Origin of the sequence: Egicoccus sp. AB-alg2 (assembly GCF_041821065.1) — a bacterium.
Taxonomy (GTDB): Bacteria; Actinomycetota; Nitriliruptoria; order Nitriliruptorales; family Nitriliruptoraceae; genus Egicoccus.
On the sequence record NZ_JBGUAX010000009.1, the window covers coordinates 85,511 to 106,152 of the forward strand.

19 protein-coding genes and 1 tRNA gene are annotated in these 20,642 nt (G+C 73.4%); 7 read left to right on the plus strand and 13 right to left on the minus strand.

Going from position 1 to position 20,642, the window contains the following annotated elements; translation table 11 throughout:
• Positions 1-3 precede the first annotated feature (3 nt).
• From ACERM0_RS18110 to ACERM0_RS18130, 5 genes are all read right to left on the minus strand, one after another.
• Positions 4-693, minus strand: a complete 690-nt coding sequence (locus ACERM0_RS18110; RefSeq protein ID WP_373680032.1) for a 50S ribosomal protein L25 — start codon at positions 691-693, stop codon at positions 4-6.
• Between the two features lie 410 nt (positions 694-1,103).
• Positions 1,104-2,090 (minus strand): ribose-phosphate diphosphokinase, encoded by a 987-nt coding sequence (locus ACERM0_RS18115; protein ID WP_373680033.1) that lies wholly within the window; start codon positions 2,088-2,090, stop codon positions 1,104-1,106.
• A 155-nt stretch (positions 2,091-2,245) separates the two neighbouring features.
• Positions 2,246-2,908: an HAD hydrolase-like protein gene (locus tag ACERM0_RS18120; protein ID WP_373680034.1), complete on the minus strand. Its 663-nt coding sequence runs from the start codon at positions 2,906-2,908 to the stop codon at positions 2,246-2,248.
• Positions 2,905-4,299, minus strand: a complete 1,395-nt coding sequence (glmU, locus tag ACERM0_RS18125) for a bifunctional UDP-N-acetylglucosamine diphosphorylase/glucosamine-1-phosphate N-acetyltransferase GlmU (RefSeq protein ID WP_373680035.1) — start codon at positions 4,297-4,299, stop codon at positions 2,905-2,907. Before glmU ends, ACERM0_RS18120 begins: the two co-directional genes overlap by 4 nt.
• A 203-nt stretch (positions 4,300-4,502) precedes the next feature.
• Positions 4,503-4,955, minus strand: coding sequence for an Rrf2 family transcriptional regulator (locus ACERM0_RS18130; RefSeq protein ID WP_373680036.1), 453 nt, complete (start codon positions 4,953-4,955; stop codon positions 4,503-4,505).
• A 127-nt stretch (positions 4,956-5,082) separates the two neighbouring features.
• Here ACERM0_RS18130 and ACERM0_RS18135 point away from each other — a divergent pair, with 127 nt between their 5' ends.
• From ACERM0_RS18135 to ACERM0_RS18145, 3 genes are read left to right on the plus strand one after another with little or no spacing between them, the layout of a single operon-like run.
• Complete coding sequence (locus ACERM0_RS18135; RefSeq protein ID WP_373680037.1) at positions 5,083-6,162, plus strand: ABC transporter substrate-binding protein; 1,080 nt, start codon at positions 5,083-5,085, stop codon at positions 6,160-6,162.
• Entirely contained in the window at positions 6,159-6,941 is a 783-nt protein-coding gene (locus ACERM0_RS18140) for an ABC transporter ATP-binding protein (protein WP_373680038.1), read from the plus strand. The genes ACERM0_RS18135 and ACERM0_RS18140 overlap by 4 nt, the downstream gene beginning before the upstream one ends.
• A complete protein-coding gene (locus ACERM0_RS18145; RefSeq protein ID WP_373680039.1) occupies positions 6,928-7,788 on the plus strand; it encodes an ABC transporter permease in 861 nt (286 codons plus the stop codon). Before ACERM0_RS18140 ends, ACERM0_RS18145 begins: the two co-directional genes overlap by 14 nt.
• Before the next feature lie 94 nt (positions 7,789-7,882).
• Here the strand turns inward: ACERM0_RS18145 and ACERM0_RS18150 are convergent.
• From ACERM0_RS18150 to ACERM0_RS18180, 7 genes are all read right to left on the minus strand, one after another.
• Positions 7,883-7,957 (minus strand) — tRNA-Gln (locus tag ACERM0_RS18150).
• Positions 7,958-8,091: 134 nt separating this feature from the next.
• Positions 8,092-9,063 (minus strand): 4-(cytidine 5'-diphospho)-2-C-methyl-D-erythritol kinase, encoded by a 972-nt coding sequence (locus ACERM0_RS18155; protein WP_373680040.1) that lies wholly within the window; start codon positions 9,061-9,063, stop codon positions 8,092-8,094.
• 138 nt (positions 9,064-9,201) lie between these two features.
• Positions 9,202-10,047 (minus strand): 16S rRNA (adenine(1518)-N(6)/adenine(1519)-N(6))-dimethyltransferase RsmA, encoded by an 846-nt coding sequence (gene rsmA, locus ACERM0_RS18160; protein ID WP_373680155.1) that lies wholly within the window; start codon positions 10,045-10,047, stop codon positions 9,202-9,204.
• Positions 10,048-10,146: 99 nt separating this feature from the next.
• Entirely contained in the window at positions 10,147-11,358 is a 1,212-nt protein-coding gene (locus ACERM0_RS18165; protein WP_373680041.1) for a transglycosylase family protein, read from the minus strand.
• Positions 11,359-11,487: 129 nt separating this feature from the next.
• A complete protein-coding gene (locus tag ACERM0_RS18170) occupies positions 11,488-12,276 on the minus strand; it encodes a TatD family hydrolase (RefSeq protein WP_373680042.1) in 789 nt (262 codons plus the stop codon).
• 172 nt (positions 12,277-12,448) lie between these two features.
• Positions 12,449-14,629: a hypothetical protein gene (locus tag ACERM0_RS18175; protein WP_373680043.1), complete on the minus strand. Its 2,181-nt coding sequence runs from the start codon at positions 14,627-14,629 to the stop codon at positions 12,449-12,451.
• Positions 14,629-15,159 (minus strand): SigE family RNA polymerase sigma factor, encoded by a 531-nt coding sequence (locus ACERM0_RS18180; protein WP_373680156.1) that lies wholly within the window; start codon positions 15,157-15,159, stop codon positions 14,629-14,631. Before ACERM0_RS18180 ends, ACERM0_RS18175 begins: the two co-directional genes overlap by 1 nt.
• Before the next feature lie 286 nt (positions 15,160-15,445).
• Between ACERM0_RS18180 and ACERM0_RS18185 the strand changes: the two genes are divergently transcribed.
• Complete coding sequence (locus ACERM0_RS18185) at positions 15,446-15,982, plus strand: AbrB/MazE/SpoVT family DNA-binding domain-containing protein (protein ID WP_373680044.1); 537 nt, start codon at positions 15,446-15,448, stop codon at positions 15,980-15,982.
• On the opposite strand, the gene rsmI is transcribed toward ACERM0_RS18185, so the two are convergent.
• Positions 15,952-16,788, minus strand: coding sequence for a 16S rRNA (cytidine(1402)-2'-O)-methyltransferase (gene rsmI, locus ACERM0_RS18190; RefSeq protein ID WP_373680045.1), 837 nt, complete (start codon positions 16,786-16,788; stop codon positions 15,952-15,954). The genes ACERM0_RS18185 and rsmI overlap by 31 nt on opposite strands.
• A 78-nt stretch (positions 16,789-16,866) precedes the next feature.
• On the opposite strand from rsmI, the gene ACERM0_RS18195 reads away from it, so the two are divergent.
• The 3 genes from ACERM0_RS18195 (at position 16,867) to ACERM0_RS18205 (ending at position 20,609) form a co-directional block, all read left to right on the plus strand.
• Positions 16,867-18,438: a phospholipid carrier-dependent glycosyltransferase gene (locus ACERM0_RS18195; protein ID WP_373680046.1), complete on the plus strand. Its 1,572-nt coding sequence runs from the start codon at positions 16,867-16,869 to the stop codon at positions 18,436-18,438.
• A 55-nt stretch (positions 18,439-18,493) separates the two neighbouring features.
• Positions 18,494-18,784 (plus strand): PGPGW domain-containing protein, encoded by a 291-nt coding sequence (locus ACERM0_RS18200; protein WP_373680157.1) that lies wholly within the window; start codon positions 18,494-18,496, stop codon positions 18,782-18,784.
• Between the two features lie 160 nt (positions 18,785-18,944).
• Positions 18,945-20,609: an EAL domain-containing protein gene (locus ACERM0_RS18205; RefSeq protein ID WP_373680047.1), complete on the plus strand. Its 1,665-nt coding sequence runs from the start codon at positions 18,945-18,947 to the stop codon at positions 20,607-20,609.
• The last annotated feature ends 33 nt before the right edge of the window (positions 20,610-20,642 follow it).

Genomic DNA, 20,642 nt, shown 5'->3' on the forward strand with positions numbered 1-20,642 from the left:
CCCTCAGGCCTCCTCGGCCTCGGCGGGCTCGGCGACGACGTCCTCGGCCGGTTGGGCTTCGGCCTCGACCTCGACACCGGTCTCCTCGCCGGCGCCGACGGCCTCCTCGAGGGCCTCGAGCTCGGCCTCGCTGACCGGGGCGTTGATCGTCACGACGGTGGTGTCGGGGTCGGTCTCGAACTCCGCGCCCTCGGGGAGCTGGTCCTGGAGGTCCTCGATGCGCTTGACGTCGCCGATCTCCATGCCCTCGACCGAGATCTCCAGCGAGTTGGGCACGTCGAGCGGACGGACCAGCACCGGGGCGGTGTAGAGGATCTGGTTGACCACGCCACCGCCGGGCGCGACGTCCTCCTCGCCGACGAGGTGGATCGGCACCTCGACGGAGATCTGCGAGTCGGTGTCGACGGCGAGGAAGTCGACGTGGAGGGTCTCCTGGCGGACCGGGTGGATCTGCAGGTCGCGGGCCAGGGTGAGGTGGGTGCTGCCCTCGATGTCCAGGCGGATCATGGCGTTGCGGCCGGCCTCGGTGTGCAAGGCGTGGTACAGCTCGAGCGCGTCGACGCTGACCGGCGTCGGGTCGACCTTGTAGCCGTACACGATGCCGGGGACCCGGCCTTCCTTGCGCAGACGGCCGGCGGCGCCCTTGCCCTGGTGGGTGCGCTTCTGGGCGCTGAGCGGGACCTGCTTCGACACGGTGGTGCTCCTCGGGATGTTCTTCGTCCCCGGCGTGGGTCGGTCACCGTCTGTCGCGGCGAGCCCCCGGTCGGGAGCCGACCGCGGCGTGCCCGTGCGGGCGTGTCGTGCGGCGGCGAGATGTCACGTGGGGTGTGCGTGTGCGCGGCGGTGAACGCGGGAGTTCGGTGACGGCCGGACACGCGGCCGGCCCGCGAACGAGAACGACGCGGGCCGTGGCACACGAGCGTACCCGTCCGCTCGCGGCCCCGGCAACCGGGCCGGGGCGATTCCACCCCGCGCAGCGCTCCGACCCGTAGGGACGGGGCAACGAGGGCGCGGACCCGCGCGACCGCCAACGACACCGCAGCGGAGGGATGGGGGGCAACGAGGGCGCGAAGCGCCCGAGAAGGGGGACCCATCCCCAGAATTCAGACGTTCTCGCCGCGGAAGATCTCGGAGACGGACTGGTCCTCGAAGACGGCGCGCAGCGCGGAGGCGAGGATGGGGGCGATCGAGAGGACGACGAGCTTGTCGATCCGCCGTTCCTCGGGGATCGGCAGCGTGTTGGTGACGACGACCTTCTCGATGACCGAGTTCTTGAGGCGTTCGGCGGCCGGGTCGGAGAACACGGGGTGGGTGGCGCAAGCGATGACGCGGGTGGCGCCGCGCTCCTTCAGCAGTTCGGCGGCGCCGCAGATCGTGCCGGCGGTGTCGATCATGTCGTCGATCAGGATGCAGGTCTTGCCGTCGACCTCACCGATGACGTCGAGGGTCTCCGACACGTTCTGCTGGTCGGGGTCGCGGCGCTTGTGGAGGATCGCGATGGGTGCGCCGAGGTGGCCGGCGAACTTCTCCGTGAGCCGCACGCGGCCGGCGTCGGGCGAGACGATGACGCGGTCGGTGGCCTGCGTGTTGTCGGCGATCCACTGGACCAGCAGGGGCAGCGCGGTGAGGTGGTCGAACGGGTCGTCGAAGAAGCCCTGGATCTGCCCGGTGTGCAGGTCGACGGACATGATGCGGTCCACGCCGGTGGACTCGTACATGTCGGCGATCATGCGCGCGGCGATGGCTTCGCGGGAGCGGGCCTTCTTGTCCGAGCGCGAGTAGCCGTAGTACGGGACGACCGCCACGGTGCGCTTGGCGGAGGCCCGCTTGAGCGCGTCGAGCATGATGAGCTGCTCGATCACGAAGTCGTTGATGCTCATCCCGCCGGGGATGGACAGGTGCGACTGGATGACGAAGACGTCGCCGCCGCGCACGGATTCGGCGAAGCGGGCGTAGAGCTCACCGTTGGCGAACTGCGCGAGCTTCACCTCACCGACGCGCATCCCCAGGTGGTCGGCCACCTCGCGGGCGAGCTCCGGGTAGGAGGACCCGGAGAAGATGTGCATGCGCTTCTTGGTGACGACTTCCACGGCAGCCTCGACGGGCGGGCGGGAGCGGGGGTACCTCGGACGGTAGCCGGCGGGCCGCCCGGCCGGCGAGCCGGACCGCTGTGGGCAACCCGGTCCGTCCGAGCGCCGCGCGCCGCTGGCCACGTCCGTACCCCGTGGCGCGCGGCGCCGTCGCGTCACGCGGGGACGCCGAGATGGCCGAGCAGGTCCGCCGGTGTGTCCACGACCACGTCGGCGCCCGCGGCCTCGAGCTCCGCACGGTCCCCGATGCCCCAGGTGACGCCGAGGGTGCGCGTGCCGACGGCGCGTCCGGCGTCGACGTCGTGGTGACGGTCGCCGACCATCCACACGGCAGCGGGGTCCAGCGCGTCACCGAACGGCGCCAGCGCCCGCCGCAACGCGGCCGCCTTGGCCTCCTCGAGGGCGCTCAGTGCGGGGGCGTGCACCTCCTCGACGTGGCCGGCGAGGCCAACGGCCGCGAGGATCGGGGCGGCGAACTCGCGCGGTTTGGAGGTGACGACCAGTACCGACCGCTGCGTGGCGACCGCGGCGAGCACCTCGGCGATGCCGGGCACCGCCGTGGTGTGCGTCAGCGACACCTCGGCGTAGCGGCTGCGGTACGCGTCGATACACGTGGTGGCGCCGGCGGGGTCGTGACCGGCCGACGTCAGCAGGCTCGTGAACGTCTCCAGCAGCGGCGGACCGATGAAGCGGTGCAGCGCGGCCTCGTCGTGGGGCTCGAGGCCGGCGTCGACCAGCGCGTGATTGATGCACGAGGCGATGGCGGCGCGGGAGTCGACGAGGCAGCCGTCGAGGTCGAAGCAGACGGGTGGCGTCACCGGCCGTGCTGCCGGCGGCGCTCGGCGGCCCAGCCTTCCTTGTTGACCTGGCGGGCGCGGGCGATCGCGAGCGCGTCCGCCGGCACGTCGTCGGTCAGGGTGGAACCGGCCGCGACGAAGGCGCCGCTGCCGACGGTCACGGGCGCGACGAGCATGGTGTCGCAGCCGACGAAGGCACCGTCCTCGATGGTGGTGTGCGACTTCGTGAAGCCGTCGTAGTTCACGGTGATGACGCCGCAGGCGATGTTCACCTGCTCCCCCACGGTCGCGTCACCGAGGTAGGCGAGGTGCGGCACCTTGGAGCCGTCCCCGATCTGCGCGTTCTTGGTCTCCACGAAGGCGCCGGCCTTGGACTTCACGCCCAACCGGGTGCCGGGCCGCAGGTGGGTGAACGGACCGACGGACGCGTGTTCGCCGATCACGGCCTCCGTGGCACGGGTGGAGTGGACGGTCGCGTCGTTGCCGACCTGGCAGGCGGTGAGGTGGCTGTTGGGGCCGACGACGGCGCGCTCGCCGATGCGTGTGCCCGACTCCAGGATGGTGCCGGGCAGCAGAACCGCGTCGCGTCCCACCTCCACGTCCACGTCGAGGTGGGTGGTGGCGGGGTCGGCGACGGAGACGCCGACCTCGGTCATGAGGTGGTCGAGGTGGCGCCGGCGGAGCACGGCCGCGGCGTCGGCGAGCTGGCGGCGGTCGTTGACACCGGCCACCTCGTCCTCGCTGGTGACGAAGGCGGCGACCGGTTCGCCCTTGCCGGCCAGGATCCCCACGACGTCGGTGAGGTAGAGCTCGCCCTGGTCGTTGTCGGTGTCGAGCTGGCCGAGCGCCGCGACGAGGTGGTCGCGTGCGACGACGTACATGCCGGCGTTGATCTCGTCGATCGCGCGTTGCGCGTCGGTGGCGTCGCGCTGCTCGACGATGCCGGTCACGTTGCCGTCGGCGTCGCGCAGGACGCGGCCGTAGCCGGTCGGGTCCTCCAGCCGCGCGGTGAGCATCGCGGCGGTGCTGCCCTGGGCGGCGGCCAGCAACCGCTCCAGCGTCGGTGCGGTCAGCAGCGGCGTGTCCCCCGGCAGCACCAGTACCCGGTCGACGTCGTCGGCCAGGGCCGGCATGGCGACCTGCACGGCGTGCCCGGTGCCGTGCTGCTCCTCCTGCACGACCGTGGTCAGACCGGGGAGGTCGCTGGCCTGCACGGAGGCGGTCACGTCCTCGGCCTGGTGGCCGACCACCACCACGACCTGGCCGAGCCCGAGCGGCCGCAGCGCCTCCAGCACGTGGCCCACCAGCGTCCGGCCCGCTGCCCGGTGCAGCACCTTGGCGAGGTCGGAACGGAAACGGGTCCCCTTGCCGGCGGCGAGGACGACCGCGGCGGTGCGGGCGTTGTCGGACACGTCAGGACCTTCCGGTGGGTACGACACGAGACCGGCCCGGTGGCGCCGGGATCCGGGCGGGACCTTACCGGTGGTGTCACCGGCCGAGTCCGCCCGCGGGCCGGGACCATCCCGCCGGCGCGCTCCGGCGCTCGTAGGTCCCACCGACGCACGTCCGGCCTCCTCGACCTCGAACGCCGTGACGCCCCGACCGTGACCCGTGCCTACACCATCGGCAGCGGCTGCCCGTGGGCCCGCCACACCCCGCCGGCGTCGTCGGCGAGCTTCTGGAAGGTGGTCGCCTGCAGCGTGCGGATGGTCGCGTCGCGGACGTCGGCCCAGACGTCGCGCATCGAGCACCCGTCGCCGACCTCGCAGGGCTCGGGGTTGCGTCGGGTGGCGCAGCCGATCGGCGCGAGCGGTCCCTGGAACAGCCGCACGACCGTCTCCAGGGTGATGTCGGACGCGGGCTTGTTGAGCCGGTAGCCGCCGTACCGACCGCGGGTCGCACGCACGAGGCCGGCTGTCCGCAGCGTCGGCATGACCTGTTCGAGCACCGAGCGGGGAACGGCCGTTCTGGCCGCCAGATCGTCCAGTGTCAGCAGTTCGTCGCCGTCCGCGAGCGCCAGTGCGAGCACGGCCCGGGCCGCGTAGTCGGTGCGTCGGCCGATCCACATCGCGGTTCCTCGTGACGGTTGTCCCTGCACCTCCCACCCGCGAGGCGCCGAAACTGCGGTCCTGCTCCATCCCGACTAACTCTACGCGCAATGTCGAGATTGCGCGACGGTCACCTGGAGGGACTGCATGCGCCGCTTCCCCCTCCCTGCCGCCCTGCTCACGACCGGCCTGCTGCTGGGCGGCTGCGGCGCCACCTCGACGGCGGCGTCCGACGACGCGCCGACGTCCGCCAGCGATACCGGCGCGTCGGCGGAGCCCTCCGGCACGCTGCGGCTGGGCTACTTCCCGAACGTCACCCACGCGCCGGCCATCGTCGGGCTCGGTGAAGGGCTGTTCGAGCAGGCGCTGGGTGACGGCGTGACGTTGGAGACCCGGACCTTCAACGCCGGTGGCGAGGCGATCGAGGCGCTGCTGTCGGGCGCGATCGACGCGACCTACATCGGCCCGAACCCGGCGATCAACGGCTTCGCCCGCTCGAACGGCGAGGCGCTGCGCATCGTTGCGGGCACGACGTCCGGCGGGGCCTACCTCGTCACCCGTCCCGAGCTCACCGACCCCGCGCAACTGGCCGGCACCACGCTGTCGACGCCGGCGCTCGGCAACACCCAGGACGTGGCACTGCGGGCGTGGTTGGCCGAGGAGGGCTTCGAGACGACTCCCGAGGGTGGCGGCGAGGTCGCGATCCAGCCGCAGGAGAACGCCCAGATCCTGGAGACGTTCCTCGACGGTCAGATCGACGGTGCCTGGGTGCCCGAACCCTGGGCGACGCGCATGATCGAGGAGGGCGGCGGGCGCGTCCTGGTCGACGAACGGGACCTGTGGCCGGACACCGACGGCGAGTACGTCACCACCCACCTCGTCGTCGCGACCAGCTTCCTCGAGGAGCAGCCCGAGATCGTCGCGGCGCTGCTGCAGGGCCACCTCGACGCCATCGAGCGCACGACCGCCGACCCGACCGCCACCGCCGGCGTCGTCGCCGACGGCATCGCGGCCGTCACGGGCGTCTCCCCCGACACCGGCGTCGTGGAGCAGGCGCTCGGGAACCTCACCTTCACCCCCGACCCGATCGCAGACTCGCTGCGCGGTTCGGCGGACGCCGCCATCGCGGTCGGGCTGCTCGAACCCGTCGACCTCGACGGCATCTACGACCTGACGACGCTGAACCGCCTGCTGACGCAGCGCGGAGACGAGGAGGTGTCCGAGTGAGCCCCGATCCCGCCACGCTGACCACGCCAGAGGTCGTGACCGACGCCACCGCCGTCGACGTCCGCGACGTCCGGCGTACGTACCCGGGCGGCGTCGTCGCCCTCGACGGCCTCGACCTGCAGGTCCCACGCGGCGGCTTCACGTGCCTGGTCGGCGCGTCGGGCTGCGGCAAGTCGACCCTGCTCGACCTGCTGGCCGGCCTGTCGCAGCCGACCTCGGGCTCGGTCGCCACCGACGGTCGGAGCGCGCTGCTGTTCCAGGACGCCGCCCTGTTCCCGTGGCTCACCGCACAGCGCAACGTCGAGCTGGCACTGCGACTTCGCGGTGTGCCCCGCGCTCGGCGCCGCGATCGCGCCCGTGAGTTGCTGCACCTCGTCCACCTCGAGGGCTTCGAGCACCGCCGCCCGCACGAGCTGTCGGGCGGGATGAGGCAACGCGTCGCGCTCGCCCGTGCGCTTGCCCAAGAGGCCGAGATCCTGCTGATGGACGAGCCGTTCGGCGCGCTCGACGCGATCACCCGCGACCTCATGCACGACGAGTTGGAGGCGCTGTGGTCCGCGCAGGGGCTCACCGTCGTGTTCGTCACACACAACGTGCGCGAGGCCGTGCGCCTCGGCGACGAGGTGGTCGTGCTCACCAGCAGGCCCGGGCGGGTGTCGGCGCGGCTCACGATCGAGCTGCCTCGTCCCCGGACGCTGGCCGACGCCGCCGTCGCGGAGCTGTCCGGCCAGATCACCGACGTCCTGCGCCGGGAGGTGCGCCGCCATGCCGTCGCCTGACACCCTGGGCCGGGAGTTCGCCGGCATCGACCACCTGGACACGGCGGAGACCGGGCGAGCGTCGACGGCGGCGCGCGTGTGGGCCGGCGCGTGGCCGAAGCTCGCCGCCACGGTGCTCCTGCTCGGCCTGTGGCAGGCCGTGGTGTGGTCCGGCTGGCGGCCGCCGTACGTGCTGCCCGGCCCGGCGGCCGCCCTCTCGGCCGTGTGGGAGGGGCTGCGTGACGGGTCGCTGCCGGCCGCGTTCGCCACCACCATGTCGCGGGCGACGATCGGGTTCGCCATCGCGATCGTGATCGGGGTGGCGCTCGGGCTCGCGGTCGCGAGCGTGCCGTGGTTGCGGACCGCCGTCGGCTCGCTGATCACCGGCATCCAGACCATGCCGTCGATCGCCTGGTTCCCACTCGCGATCCTGCTGTTCCAGCTCTCGGAGCGCGCGATCCTGTTCGTGCTGGTCCTGGGGGCGGCACCGGCGATCGCGAACGGGCTGTTGCACGGCATCGACCACACGCCGCCACTCCTGCACCGGGCGGGCCGGGTGCTGGGCGCGTCCGGGCTCGACCGTTACCGGTTCGTGGTCCTGCCGGCCGCGCTGCCCGGTTTCGTGGGCGGGTTGAAGCAGGGCTGGGCGTTCGCGTGGCGCAGCCTGATGGCCGGCGAGCTGCTGGTGATCATCGCGGCGCGCCCGTCGCTGGGCACGCGGCTGCAGTTCGCCCGCGAGTTCTCCGACGCCGAAGGGCTGCTGGCCACCATGCTGGTGATCCTGGTCATCGGGATCGCGGTGGATGCGCTGGTGTTCGGCCGGCTCGAGCAGGCCGTCCGCCGCCGCTGGGGCCTGCTGCCGACCTGAGTCCGTCGCCGGCAGCCGCGGCGCGAACCGGGGAGCGACACCGGGGGGTTCTCACCCTCGGTCGCTCCCCACCTTGCGGTGTCTGCCGGCTGGATGGCTGGGAGGCAGGGGCTCGAACCCTGAATACCGACTCCAAAGGACGGCGTGTTGCCGATTACACCACCTCCCAACAGCGCCCGTCCGTGCACGACGGCCGGGCGCCGGGGCGTGCGAGGGTAGTCGGCCCGGACGAGGTCGCCGACGCGGGGCCCGCGCCGGCGGCCGGCGACGGCCGTCGCCCGGCTCTCCCACCGATGTACGGACCTAGTCGACCGCGACCTCGGGGCCGCCCGCTGGTGACAGCGCGATCTCCACGCGGTCGAACAGGCCCTTTACACGGGTCGACAGCTCGAGCGCGTGCTGGGCCGACGCGGCCAGCCCGACCACCGTGGGTCCCGAGCCGCTGACCAGCGCCCCGAGGGCGCCCTCGGCCAGGAAGGCGTCCCGGGCCTCGCGGAGCTCGGGCCGCAGGGAGAAGGCGGCTTCCTCGAGGTCGTTGTAGAGGGCGGCGCCCAGGGCCTCGGTGTCGCCGGTGCGCAGTGCCTGCAGGACCGCGTCGGGCTCCGCCTCCGAGGGCCGGCCGACCTCGTCGAAGGCCCGGTAGACGGCCGGCGTCGACAGCGGCTGCTCGCTGATGCCGACCACCCAGTGGTAGGTGCCGCGGCACAGCACCTGCGCCGTCGAGATGCCGGTGCCCGTCGCCAGGGCGGTCCCGCCCGTGACGCAGAACGGCACGTCGGCGCCCAGTTCCGCGGCGATCTGCCGCAATTCCTCGCGGTCGAGCTCGGTGCCCCACAGCTCGTTCAGGGCGAGCAGCGTCGCCGCCGCGTCGGCCGATCCGCCGGCCATGCCGGCCGCCACCGGGATCCGTTTGGTCAGGTGCAGTCGGGTGACCGGGACCGTGCCCTCGTCCTCGCGGTGGGCGGTGCCGACACCGACCAGCCCCATCAGCTGCCGGGCGGCCCGCACGGCGAGGTTGTCCGGCCCGGGCGGGACCTCGGGCCCGGCCTCCTGGGTGAAGGCGAGATCCATGAACCGGCGCGCGGCCGGGTGGGCCGAACTGGCCGAACCGTCGAGCTTGGCGAGCACGGTGTCGTGGATCGAGACCGTCTGCAGGATCGTCACGAGCTCGTGGTAGCCGTCGGGACGAAGGCCGCGGACGGACAGGAACAGGTTGACCTTGGACGGCACGCGCACGCGGACACGGGCCGCTGCCGTGACCCCGGCGCCGTCCACGCGCGGCCTCCCGATCTGCTCCGGCTCCCCTGGACCGCCTGGCATCCTAGGGACCGCGACCGGCTGGCCCGATTCGGCGACCGCGTGCGTGGCGCGACCGCACGGCGAACGCCGGGTCGCGCGCCGAAAGCTCGCGCGTCACACGGACACACCGGCGGCGGCCAGGGCGGCGTCCAGACGTTCCACGTCCGCTGGAGACAGCCTCTCCGCGCGGGCGCCGAGGTCGATCCCGGCATCGGACGCGGCCGCCGCCAGCGCCGGGCCCGGCGCGAGGTGGCGCAGGTTGTTGCGCAGCGTCTTGCGCCGCTGCCGGAACGCGGTCTCGATGAGCCGGAAGCGGCGCGCGCGCACCTCCCCCGCCGGAGCATCGGCCCGGCGGGTGATGCGCACCATCACGCTGTCCACGTTGGGCACCGGGTGGAACACGGTGCGGGGGATGGTCAGCGCCACCTCGGCGTTGGCGACGGTGCCGAGCTTGCAGCTGACCGCGGCATACAGCGAGTCGCCGGGCACCGCCGCCCAGCGTTCGCCGACCTCGCGTTGCACCATCACGAACAGGTCGTCGACCGCCGGGTCCTCCAGCGCGTGCATGATCAGCGGGGTGGCCACGTTGTAGGGCAGGTTCGCCACCAGCCGGGCGGGGCCGCCGCCCACCAGCGCACCGAGGTCGGCCTGCAGCGCGTCGGCGTGGACCACCTCGACGTCGTCGCGGCCGCGCAGCACCTCGGCCAGTGCCGCCACGAAGCCGGCGTCGATCTCCACCGCGACCACGCGCCGGACGGTGTCGGCGAGCCCGAGCGTGAGCGACCCCAGCCCGGGTCCGATCTCCAGCACGACGTCGTCGCCGCGCAGCCCGGCCGCGTCGACGATCCGGCGCACCGTGTTGGGGTCGACGACGAAGTTCTGGCCCGCGGCCTTGCGAGGCGCCAGCCCACGTTCGGCGAGCAGGCGACGCACCTCGCGCGGGGTCAGCAGATCGCCGATGCGAGCGGCTCCTGGAGCGACGGGCGACGGACGCGGCGCCGGCCGGGATCGTCCCGCCGGCGCCGCGTCAACGATAGAGGGTCGTGAGGTCGCCGACGTTCAGCGCAGGCCGAGCTGGCGCGAGCAGTGGGGCCAGGCGCCCCAGCCCTGCGCCCGCTGGACGCGCTTGCCGACCTCGATCTGCTGCTCGCGCGACGCCTCGTAGGCGTACTGCGGATAGCCCGACGGCTTGCTGCGGGCCCACGTGTCGGGGTGGAACTGCAGTCCGCCGTGATAGGTGCCGCGGTAGCTCCAGTTCCCGCCGGACTCGCAGCGGGCGAGTCGGTCCCACACGTCGTCGGACGGACCCGACGACGGCGCGGGCGCGGCGGCGGCCGTGGCACGCGGCCGCGGGGCCGGTGCGGCCTCGGGCTCGGGTTCGGGTTCCGGCTCGGGCTCCGGTTCGGGCGGTGGAGGCGGCGCCTTGGTCCCGACCAGCACGAGGCGGTCGACGGGCTCGCGCACCACCTCGCGGTCGACGAGTTCCTTGTCGGTCACCTCGCCGTCGACCCGGGTGATGGCGTAGGTGTCGCGACGGAGCCCGTCCTCCGCCTCGCGCGCCACGCGGGTCTCACCCCGCAGCAGGTCGTCGTCGTCGCGGCGCTGCTCGCCGGCCTCGAGGACGACCTCGACGACCTTCTCCTTGGTCCGCACCCGCTCGACGACGATCTCCGTGGGACCATCGATGGTCGTCGAAACCGCCGGTGACACGCGATCCTCGTCACCGACCTCCACGTCGAGTTCGTGCAGCACACCCTCGACGGTGGACACCACGGTCTCGGTGCGGTGGGTGTCGCCGTCGACGACCACCTCCACCGGCTTGGGCAGCAGCACCGTGACGGTGTCACCGTCCTCCACCGGCGCGGTCCACGATGGTGTGATGACGGCGCCCTGCTGGCGGGCGTCACCGAGATCGGCCGCCTCCAGCACCCCGGCGACGGAGCCGACGGGCGCGTGGACCTCGTGGACGTCGTCGTCGACGACCAGGCCGACCGTGATGGCGCGGGCCACCTGGATGGTCAGGCCGTCGGTGAGCTCCGTACCGGGCGCCGGGATGACGGCGTCGGCCGGGCCGACCTCGACCTCGAGCTGATCGAGCACCTCGCCGACCGTGCCGGCGTAGGTGCGCAGGTCATGGAGCTCGCCGTCGACCTCGACCACCACGGCGTTGGACCAGCCGATGAGTGGCACGGCCAGCGCGCCGACGAGCAGCAACGAGGCCGCTTTGCGGGCACGACGGGACGAGCGGGAACGGGGGGGTCGTGAAGACATGGCCGCGGACCGTAGGAACACGCCCCACGAATGGCCGTGGCCGATTGGACAGGGTTGCGGTCGTGCTGGCTTCCCTGGAGGTCGGCGGCGGTGGCGTGCGCGGCGCGCCCGGAGCCGGGAACCCGCAGGTCAGGCCGGGTGCGTGCCCCTGTCCGCCGGCAGCGCGAACGCCCGCAGGGCGTTGCCGTGCACGGCCGCTTCGACCTCGTCCAATGGACGGGCCTGGACCTGCGCGAGCGTGCGCAGGGTGTACGGAACGTAGGACGGGTCGTTCGGCTTGCCGCGGTGCGGGTGGGGCGTCAGGAACGGCGAGTCGGTCTCCGTCAGCAACAGGTCCAGGGGGACCGCGGCCGCCGCCTCGCGCAGGTCGGCGGCGTTGCCGAAGGTCACGTTGCCGGCGAACGACAGGTACCAGCCCTGCTCCACACAGCGCTTCGTGACGTCGAGGTCGCCGCTGAAGCAGTGCATGACGACGCGCTCGGGCGCGCCCTCGTCCAGCAGGACGTCGAGGCAGTCGTCCCACGCGTCACGACAGTGGACGACCAGCGTGCGGTCGTGGGCCCGGGCGATCTGGATGTGCGACCGGAAGCTGGCCTCCTGCTGCGCCGGCGTGGTGTAGTCGCGGTAGTAGTCGAGGCCGGTCTCGCCGATGGCCACGACGTTGCCGTCCTGCGCGAGCCGGTCGATGACCTCCAGCACCTGCGGGGTGGCCTCCATCGCGTCGTTGGGGTGGACGCCGACGGCGGCCCAGACGCCGTCGAAGCGGGCGGCGGTTCGCACGGCCTGGGTGGACGAGGCCATGTCGGTACCGATGGTGATCATCGTCGTGACGCCCGCGGCGCGGGCTCGCTCCACCTGTTCGGCAGGCGACAGCACCTCGTGGTGGTCGAGGTGGCAGTGGGTGTCGACGTAGGGCACGGCGGCAGGGCCTCCAGCGAGGTCACGGTCGAAGCGCGCCCGACGGCGGCGGGACTCCCGGGCCTCCGGCCGCGGCACGCGCACGGCCCGCCGAGGTCTCTGGCGGGCCGCACGTGGAGGCTACCAGCCCGCTCCCCCCGAACACCGTGGCAGCGGGCCGGCCGGACGGGCGTCACGACACGACGTCGCCGTCCATGACGGCGTCGTCGGCGACGCTGGCGACCTGTCCGTCGGGCGTGACGTAGAACGCCGAGCCCGTGTTCGACACCCCGACCACCACCCCGTCCCCGGCGGGACGCATCCACACGTCGGGCAGCCCTTCGCCCGGGAGGGTCCCGGGCGGCAGGCTCGCCACGGTCCGCGCCTCCCCGGCCGGGTCGAGGACGACGACCTCGCCCCGCAGCATCCAACGCGGTGACCCGCCATCCATCGTGCCGGCCAGACCCAGCACGGGCGCCTCACCACCGCTCGTACGGCGCTGCCCGGTCTCGCCGGCCGGGAGGGCCGGTGCACCGTCACCCTGGATCTCGACCGGAATCGCGAACCAGCCGTTCGAGCCGACGATGGTGCCCTGGATCTCCGTCCGTCCGCCGCCCAGGTCGACCCACTGGAACGGCTCGACCTCGTCGCCGGCCAGGGCGTCCAGCGACCACGACGCGTTGTCCGTCGCCGGCTCCCCCGTTCCCGGGCCGTCCTGCCACCCGATGATACGCAGGACCGGTGTCCCGCCGGTGCCCAGCTCGATCCACGCCAGCTTGTCGCCGGCGGGCGACCACACCGGCCCGTAGGCGGCGGCCGCGTCGCCCGCCTGCCCGCCGAAGCCGGGCTGCAGGTCCGGTCGACCGTCCCAGTACTGGACCGACAGTTCGCCGGCGACGTACCGGTACGTGCGGAAGTCCTGCATGCCCTCGGCGCGGTGGAGCGCGACGACGGTCAGGTCGTCCACGGTCGAGCCGGGCCGCACCCGCGCCGCGAGGAAGGTGGACTCGCCCTCGTACGGGAGCGTGTAGAGCACCTGCTCACCATCGGGGCCGTGCAGGACCAGGTCGCGCTCGGTGACGGTCACGACGGGCGCCGGCAGCGCCACGCCGTCGACCACGCCACCGTCCGGCGCCGGTTCCTCGACGGTTTCCTCGACCGGCTCCTCGGCGGGTTCCTCGACCGGCTCCTCGACCGGTTCCTCGGTCGGCTCCGGCTCCGGCTCGTCGTCCGCGCGACCGGGACGCGGCGCATCGAGCAGGGCCGCACGCACCGCGCCCTCGTCGAGTTCGACGGCCTCGGCGAAGTCGCCCTGCCCGTCGTGAGCGACGAACCAGGTACGCACCCCGTCACCGACAACGGCTCCGTCCTGCTTCGCGTCGAGCCACAGAAGGGCGGGGTCCACGTCACCCACGACCTCGGAGAGGTCGCTCGTCGACACGCTGCCGTCGGCCCCGCGCCAGACGAGTGCCGGCCCACCGGCGTCGTCGACGAGCAGGTAGCTCGCCTCACCGTCGGCGCCGGATGCGGCGAACGAGGTCGCAGCGTCGAGGACCCGCTCGCCGTGCTCGTCGACCGACCCGGACCCGAGGCTCGTCGGGACGCCGTCGATCACCTCGAGGCCCTCGCGGACCAGCGTCCCGTCGCCCGTCACGAGCCAGAGGGTGCTGCGGTCGCCCTCCTCGCTGGCCTCCCCGCTCCAGGAGACCAGCCGCGTCGCGGGGTCGACCACCATGCCGACCTCGGACCAGGCCTGGGCCACGCCCGGTTCCCAGGACGACAGCGGTGGAGCGACCACCACGCTGGCCCCGTCGCTCTCCTCGGTCGCGGTCGTGCTGGCGAACCAACGTCCGTCGGGCGACGCCACGACCGAGTCGGCGTCGCGGGGCGCATTGCCGTCCTCGCTCGACCAGCTGGTGCCGTCGGCCCCGACGACGGCGACCTCGCCAGACGTGGCCACGGCAGCGAACTCGACCGCGTCGATGGTGGAGGTCGGGGTCACGGCGAGGTCGACCGGTTCGAACGGCAGCTCGGCGAGGTCCCGGAGGCGCTCGCCGCCGGCCAGGTCCACCAACCGAGCCACGCCGTCGTCGCCCACGGCCATGACGTGTGCCGGGACGTCACCGCCTACCGGCACGCGGTCCAGCGGCGCGATCTCGAGCGGGTCGGACCCACCGACCTGGGAGACGATGGCGGGCACGACCAGCACGCCGGCGAGGGCGGCGGTGGCGCCCGCCAGCGACCAGGTCACGACCTGGAACCGCTTGCGGCGCGCCACCCGCCGGTCGACCTCGAGCCACAGTGCGGGCGTCGGTTCGACGTCCTGTGCCCGCGTCTGCAGGCTCTCGCGGATCAGCTCTTCGATGCGATCCATCAGATGCCACCTCCCTCGCTCGCCGCGGACAGTCCGGATGCGGACAACAGCTCCTGCATCCGGGCCAGCCCACGCGAGACCTGGGACTTCACCGTGCCGACCGAGCAGCCGAGGATGTCGGCGGTCTCGGCCTCGGAGAGGTCCTCGTAGTAGCGGAGCACGACCGCCTGCCGCTGCCGGTCCGGCAGGCGCTGGATCGCCTGCCAGACGACGTCCTGGTCGGCGGCGTGGTCGTCGACCAGCCGCACGCCCCGGTCGTCGCCGGACCGCTTCGATGCCTCGCGGCGCTCGAGATAACGCCGCCGCAGCTTCGAGTTGGCCTCGTTCGCCACGGCGCGCCGCAGGTAGGCCCCGACGTCGCGGACCTCGCCCTTCTTCCAGCGCACGTACACCTTGGCGAAGGCATCGGCGACAATGTCCTCCGCCTGGTGCGGGTCACTGGTGAGCAGGTAGGCGAGTCGGACGGCCTGCTTGTGGTGGGCGTTGAAGACCGCAGCGAAGGAATCGCTGCCGGTCCCCTGCCGCACCATCGCCAGCACATCGACTCCTCGCCTGGGTCCCGAACGCACGGTCACCATCGGTCGTGTGGCACGCGAACCGGCACCATGCCGGCGTCCGTGCCCCTCCACCCGCTCCCGACGCCCCGGTCGGGCGGGAGGTTGCATCGGATTCGTTGCGAATCCTGCCGGGACGATACGCCCGCTTCGCTTCGGTCCACGCTCAGCCGCGGCGGGCTGGCGCAGGCCGCTCACCCGGACGGCGGCGGGGGCGCCGGTAGCCTGCAACGGCTCGCGTCGTTCGAGGAGGCAGCTGCCCGTGACCAGCAGCGGAATCCGCCGCAAGGTCGACGACCTCGGGCGTGTCGTGATCCCCGCGGGCATCCGCCGTAGCCTGAACATCCGCGAGGGCGACGCCGTCGAGGTGACGGTCGAGGGCGAGCGGGTCGTCATCGCCCGCCCCCGCGACGCGTGCGTCTTCTGTGGGCGCGAGCAGGACGACCTGCGGGGCTTCCGGGGCCGCCTCGTCTGTCGCAACTGCCTCGAGGGGCTCGGCGTCCTCGACGAACGCATGCGAGCCGCCGCAGCCGCCGACGACGAGGCCCCGACCACCTCCGCGACGGTGAGCCCTGCGCCCGCCGACGGAGGCGGTCCCGACGCGCCACGCTCGACGCAGGTCGAGGACGAGACGCAGGTCGAGGACGAGACGGCTCGCACCCCCTGGGAGCGGACGCGCCGCCCAGGCGCGTTGTCCGGACCGATCGACGGCGACGCCCATGCGCGGCGTGGCACCGACCCGCCGGCGCCGCGCCGCCGTCGGCCGCCTCAGGACCCGGCGTCGACCACGGCCTGGTAGACGACCTTCTTCGGCACCCCGGCCGCGCTCGCCACGTCGGCGATCGCCGCCTTCTTCGCCATGCCCGTGGCCACGAGCGCCCGCACACGCGCGACGAGGTCCTCGTCCGCCACGTCTGCCGGCGCCTCCGCGGGAGCGCCGCCGACGACGAGGGTGATCTCGCCCCGGACGCCGTCGGTACGCACCCGTTCGGCCAACGCGCCCAGCGGGGCACGCACCACCTGTTCGTGCAGCTTGGTCAGCTCACGGGCGAGCGCGGCGGGGCGTTCGCTGCCCAGCACCGCCGCGAGGTCGTCGAGGTCGTCGTCGACGCGGTGCGGTGAGACGAACAACACCATCGTGCGCGGCTCGGTGCGCAGCGCTTCCAGCCGTTCGCGGCGCGCGGCTCCCTTGCGCGGCAGGAAGCCCTCGAAGGCCACACGGTCGGTCGGTAGTGCCGAGGCGACCAGCGCCGTGAGCGCGGCGGACGGGCCCGGCACCACCTCGATGGCGAGGCCGGCCTCCGCGCACGCGGCCAGCAACCGGTAACCGGGGTCCGACACCGCCGGGGTGCCGGCGTCGCTGACCAGCGCGATGCGGGCGCCCTCGTGCAGCCGGTCGAGGACCTCGGCGATGCGCTCGCGCTCGTTGTGCTCGTGCAGGGACCGCTGCGGGACCTGGCTGCCGACGTGCTGCAGGAGGCGGCCGGTGCGGCGGGTGTCCTCCGCGAGCACCAGGTCGGCAGTGCGCAGGGCGTCGGCGGCCCTCGGCGAGAGGTCGCCCAGGTTGCCGATCGGGGTCGCGACGACCACCAGCGTCCCGCTCACGGTGGGGCTCCTGTCGTCGGCCGGCGCACCGCGAGCGTAGGCCGGCCGGCGCCGCCCACTGGCCTACGCTGCGGCGCAATGCGACGCACACGGCCGACCTGGGTGGTGCCGACGGCGGTCCTCCTGGCCGGCACCGTCCTGCTGGTGGCACGGCTGGGACAGCCCGCCGACCTCGTGTTCGACGAGGTCTACTACGTCTCGGACGCACGTGCGATGCTGGCCTCCGGTGTCGAGGATGGCTTCGCGGTCCATCCGCCGCTGGGCAAGTGGCTGATCGCGGCGGGCATCGCGCTGGCTGGCGACGCGCCGTTCGGGTGGCGGCTGAGCGGCGCTCTCGCCGGCGCGGTGACGGCGATGCTCGTGGCGCTGGTGGTGCGCCGGTTGGCGCACCGCGACGGGCTGGCGGGTCTGGCCGGGCTGCTGCTGCTGCTCGACGGGGTCTTCCTCGTCCAGGCCCGCACCGCGATGCTCGACGTCCATCTGGCGCTGTTCGTGGTGCTGGGAGCGTGGCTGCTGCTGCGCGACCGCGATCGCCAGCAGCAGGCAAGCGCAGGTCCGCGGTGGTGGCTGCTGGCGGCCGGCGCGGCCTTCGGCGCCGCCGTGGCGGTGAAGTGGTCGGGTGCGCTGGCGCTCGTGGGAGCCGGGGTGCTCGTGCTGGTGTGGGAGACGGCACGGGCACGCGGCAGTGGTCGCCGGGCCCTGCCCGCGTTCGGTCGCGCCACGGGGACCGTCGCGGCGTACCTCGGCGTGGTCGCCGTCGCCGTCTACGCGCTGTCGTGGGCGCCCTGGCTGGTCGCGTTCGAACACACCTTCACGGGCACCGAACGGGGCCGCGCGGCAGCCGACGCCGGTCACGTCGTCGGTGACCGCTTCGGCGGACTGGTCCGCTACCACCGTCAGATCGCGGACTTCCACCTGAAGCTGGACGCGGACCACCCCTACCGTGCCCCGGCCTCCACGTGGCCGCTGCAGTTGCGTCCGGTCGTCTACCACTACGAGGCCTGCGGCCCCGATGGCATCGACGGGCAGGGCGAGCCGTGTGTGGGACCGGACGGTCTGACCTCCGAGGTGGTCGCGGTCGGGAACCTGGCACTGTGGTGGGGGGCGCTGGTGGTGTTGCCGGTGACCGTGGCGGCCGCCGTACGTCGTGACCGGCGTGCGGGTCTGCCGCTGGCGCTGCTCGCGGCCCAGTTCCTGCCGTGGCTGGTCGTCGCCCGCCCGATCTTCTCGTTCTACGCCACGCCGCTGGTGCCGTTCCTGGTGGTCGCGGTCGCGGTCGGCTGCGACCATCTCGACCGGCCGGCGCGGCGGGTCGGTCTGCTCGCGGGCACGCTCGCCGGCGCCGGCGTCACCGCCGCGCTCTCGGTGGCGATCGACGCCGCCAGCGCGGTGGAGATGGATCCGTCCGGCGTCGCCGTCGCCGCACTGGCCGGCGGCCTGCTGGGCGCGGCGGCCGGCACCGCCGTGGACCTGCGATCCGAAGCGCGATCCGGCGGCGCCGTGCCCGGTGCCCGTCACGGCTCGGCGCTCGTCGTCGTGCTGGCGCTGATCGCCGTGACGCTGTTCGTGTACTTCGCACCGGTCTGGTACGGCCTGCCGCTGCCCGACGAGGCCATCCGCGCACGATGGTGGTTCGACGGGTGGGTGTGACGGCCGCACGGGCGAGCGCCGCGGGGCCGCCACACCGCCTAGGCTCGCGGCCGTGATGCGCATCCTGAAACTCAACACCCGCCTCGTGGCCGACACGGTCCTGGGCTACGTGCTGCTCGGCGCGGGGCTGGTCATGCTGGTGACCCCGGGCCCCGGCCTGGTGACGCTCGTCGCCGGCCTGGCCGTGCTGGGCCGCCATTACCGATGGGCGCACCGCATGAAGGGTGCCGTCCTCCACCGCATCCGTGACGCCGGCACAGCGGTCCGGGCCCGCGTCACCGCGCACCGCGCCGCCAGGCTGCGCGTGGACACGACCGCGGAGCGGCCGGAGCGCGAGGCGGCCTGAGTCGGACGAGCGGTCGTTCCCCTGAACGGATCGTCACCGTCGTCGGGTCACCGTCCCGAGCGCCCACGCGGGTGTGCGGTGACAGACCGTGACGGACTAGTTTCGCTCCGTCGCGACGCATCTCGGGGGTCCTCATGGCGGCGATACACCGACCAGCGCCGTGACCGGTCACGCCCCGGCGCCTGCCATCCGCCCTCCGTCGGCGTTCGAGGAGCAGGCCGACCAGGTCGTCTCCGTGTGGGCGGTCGTGCTCGCCGTGCTCGCCGCCGCCGGGGTCTACGTGGTGGCGCGCAACCGCCTGGAGACGGTCGGCGAGGGCTACCTCGCCGTGCCGGTCGTCTACACCCTGGCCGTCGCCAGCGCCGCGCTGCTGGCCTACCTGCTGGCGGCCAGGGCGACGATCATCGCCGACCAGCGCTACCGATGGCTGTCGATCGGGTTCGCGACCGCTGGGGCCCTGGCGCTCGCACAGGGGCTCGCGATCGCGGACCTGGCGACGGTCCGGCTGGCGCCGACGCCCAGCGGCGCGGCGGGGCTGTACCTGTTGTGGCACGCCGTCCTCCCGGTCTTCGTGCTCGGGGCGTTGCTGTCGCGGGACCGGCCCGGCCTCCGCTGGTCGCTGGTCGGGGCGTTCGGGGGCGCGCTGGCCATGACCCTGTGGGACCCGACATGGGCAGGACTGCCGCGCCTGGTGGGCCCCGATGGCGCGTTCACGCCGGTCTACGACCGGATGTTGCTGGGCTTGCTGGCGATGCAGGCACTCGCCCTGGGCGGCTGGCTGTGGTCGATCAAGCGGCGCCCGAGCCGGCCCGAGCTGTGGGTCGGTGTGGGGCTGCTGCTCATGCTCCTCGACCTCGTCGTCGCCAGCGGCGCGGCGCGGCTCCTCGAGGCGGTGTGGTGGTCGTCGGCCGCGCTGCGCGTCGCCCAGTTCGGCGTGCCGGCCCTGGGCCTGCTCGGCGACAACCGTCGGCTGCTGCGCCTGCTGCAGTTGCACGAACAGAGCCTTCGTGACCGGCTCGAACGCGAGCTCCGGCCGGTGATCCGGCCCGTGCCGCAGGCCGTCGACCGCCAGCAGATCCTGCACGTCATCCGGGAGGGCGGCGTCCGACCGGTGTTCCAACCGATCTACTCGCTGAGCAGCGGTGACGTGATCGCGGTCGAGGCCCTGGCACGTTTCGACCGGCTCGACCTGTCCCCCGACCGCTGGTTCGCCGCCGCCCAGCTCGTCGGGCTGCGGGTCGAGCTCGAGCTCACCGCCGCCCGAGCGGCCATCGACGTCGCCCGGGCGACGCTGCCGCCGGACGTGGCGGTGTCGGTCAACGTCTCGCCGTCCACGGTGGTGGACGGGCGGTTCCGGCAGCTGGTGGACGACGCCGACAGCCTGGTCATCGAGGTCACCGAGCACGACGTCGTCGACGACTACGCCCGGCTGAGCGACGCCCTCGGCGAATTGCGGGCCACCGGCTGCCGGGTGGCGATCGACGACGCGGGCGCCGGCTTCTCCAGCCTTCGCCACATCGTGCGGCTGCAGCCCGACGTCATCAAGCTGGACATGAGCCTCACCCGGGACATCGACGCCGACCCGGTACGGCGGGCGTTGGCCCGCTGCCTGATCGACTTCGCGGAACAGACCGACACGGTGCTCGTGGCCGAAGGCGTCGAACGCGTCGACGAGCTGGCGGCGCTGCAGGAGCTCGGCGCCCACGCCGCACAGGGCTACCTGCTGGGCCGGCCCGAGCCGCTGACGCAGGTCGGGTGGGCACGCCGCGAAGTTCCCGAGCCGCTGCGGGCCCTGCACACCCCCGTGGCTCGTCGCACCCGCTGATCCGCGCGCGCACGCAGCCGCGGGCGTCGGCCA

Coding starts and splice junctions, on each gene's coding strand:
- ACERM0_RS18135 (WP_373680037.1), top strand. CDS start 5,083: ATGCGCCGCTTCCCCCTCCCTGCCGCCCTGCTCACGACCGGCCTGCTG.
- ACERM0_RS18145 (WP_373680039.1), top strand. CDS start 6,928: ATGCCGTCGCCTGACACCCTGGGCCGGGAGTTCGCCGGCATCGACCAC.
- ACERM0_RS18195 (WP_373680046.1), top strand. CDS start 16,867: ATGCGACGCACACGGCCGACCTGGGTGGTGCCGACGGCGGTCCTCCTG.
- ACERM0_RS18165 (WP_373680041.1), bottom strand. CDS start 11,358: ATGTCTTCACGACCCCCCCGTTCCCGCTCGTCCCGTCGTGCCCGCAAA.
- ACERM0_RS18175 (WP_373680043.1), bottom strand. CDS start 14,629: ATGGATCGCATCGAAGAGCTGATCCGCGAGAGCCTGCAGACGCGGGCA.
- ACERM0_RS18180 (WP_373680156.1), bottom strand. CDS start 15,159: ATGGTGCGGCAGGGGACCGGCAGCGATTCCTTCGCTGCGGTCTTCAAC.
- ACERM0_RS18130 (WP_373680036.1), bottom strand. CDS start 4,955: ATGTGGATCGGCCGACGCACCGACTACGCGGCCCGGGCCGTGCTCGCA.
- ACERM0_RS18200 (WP_373680157.1), top strand. CDS start 18,494: ATGCGCATCCTGAAACTCAACACCCGCCTCGTGGCCGACACGGTCCTG.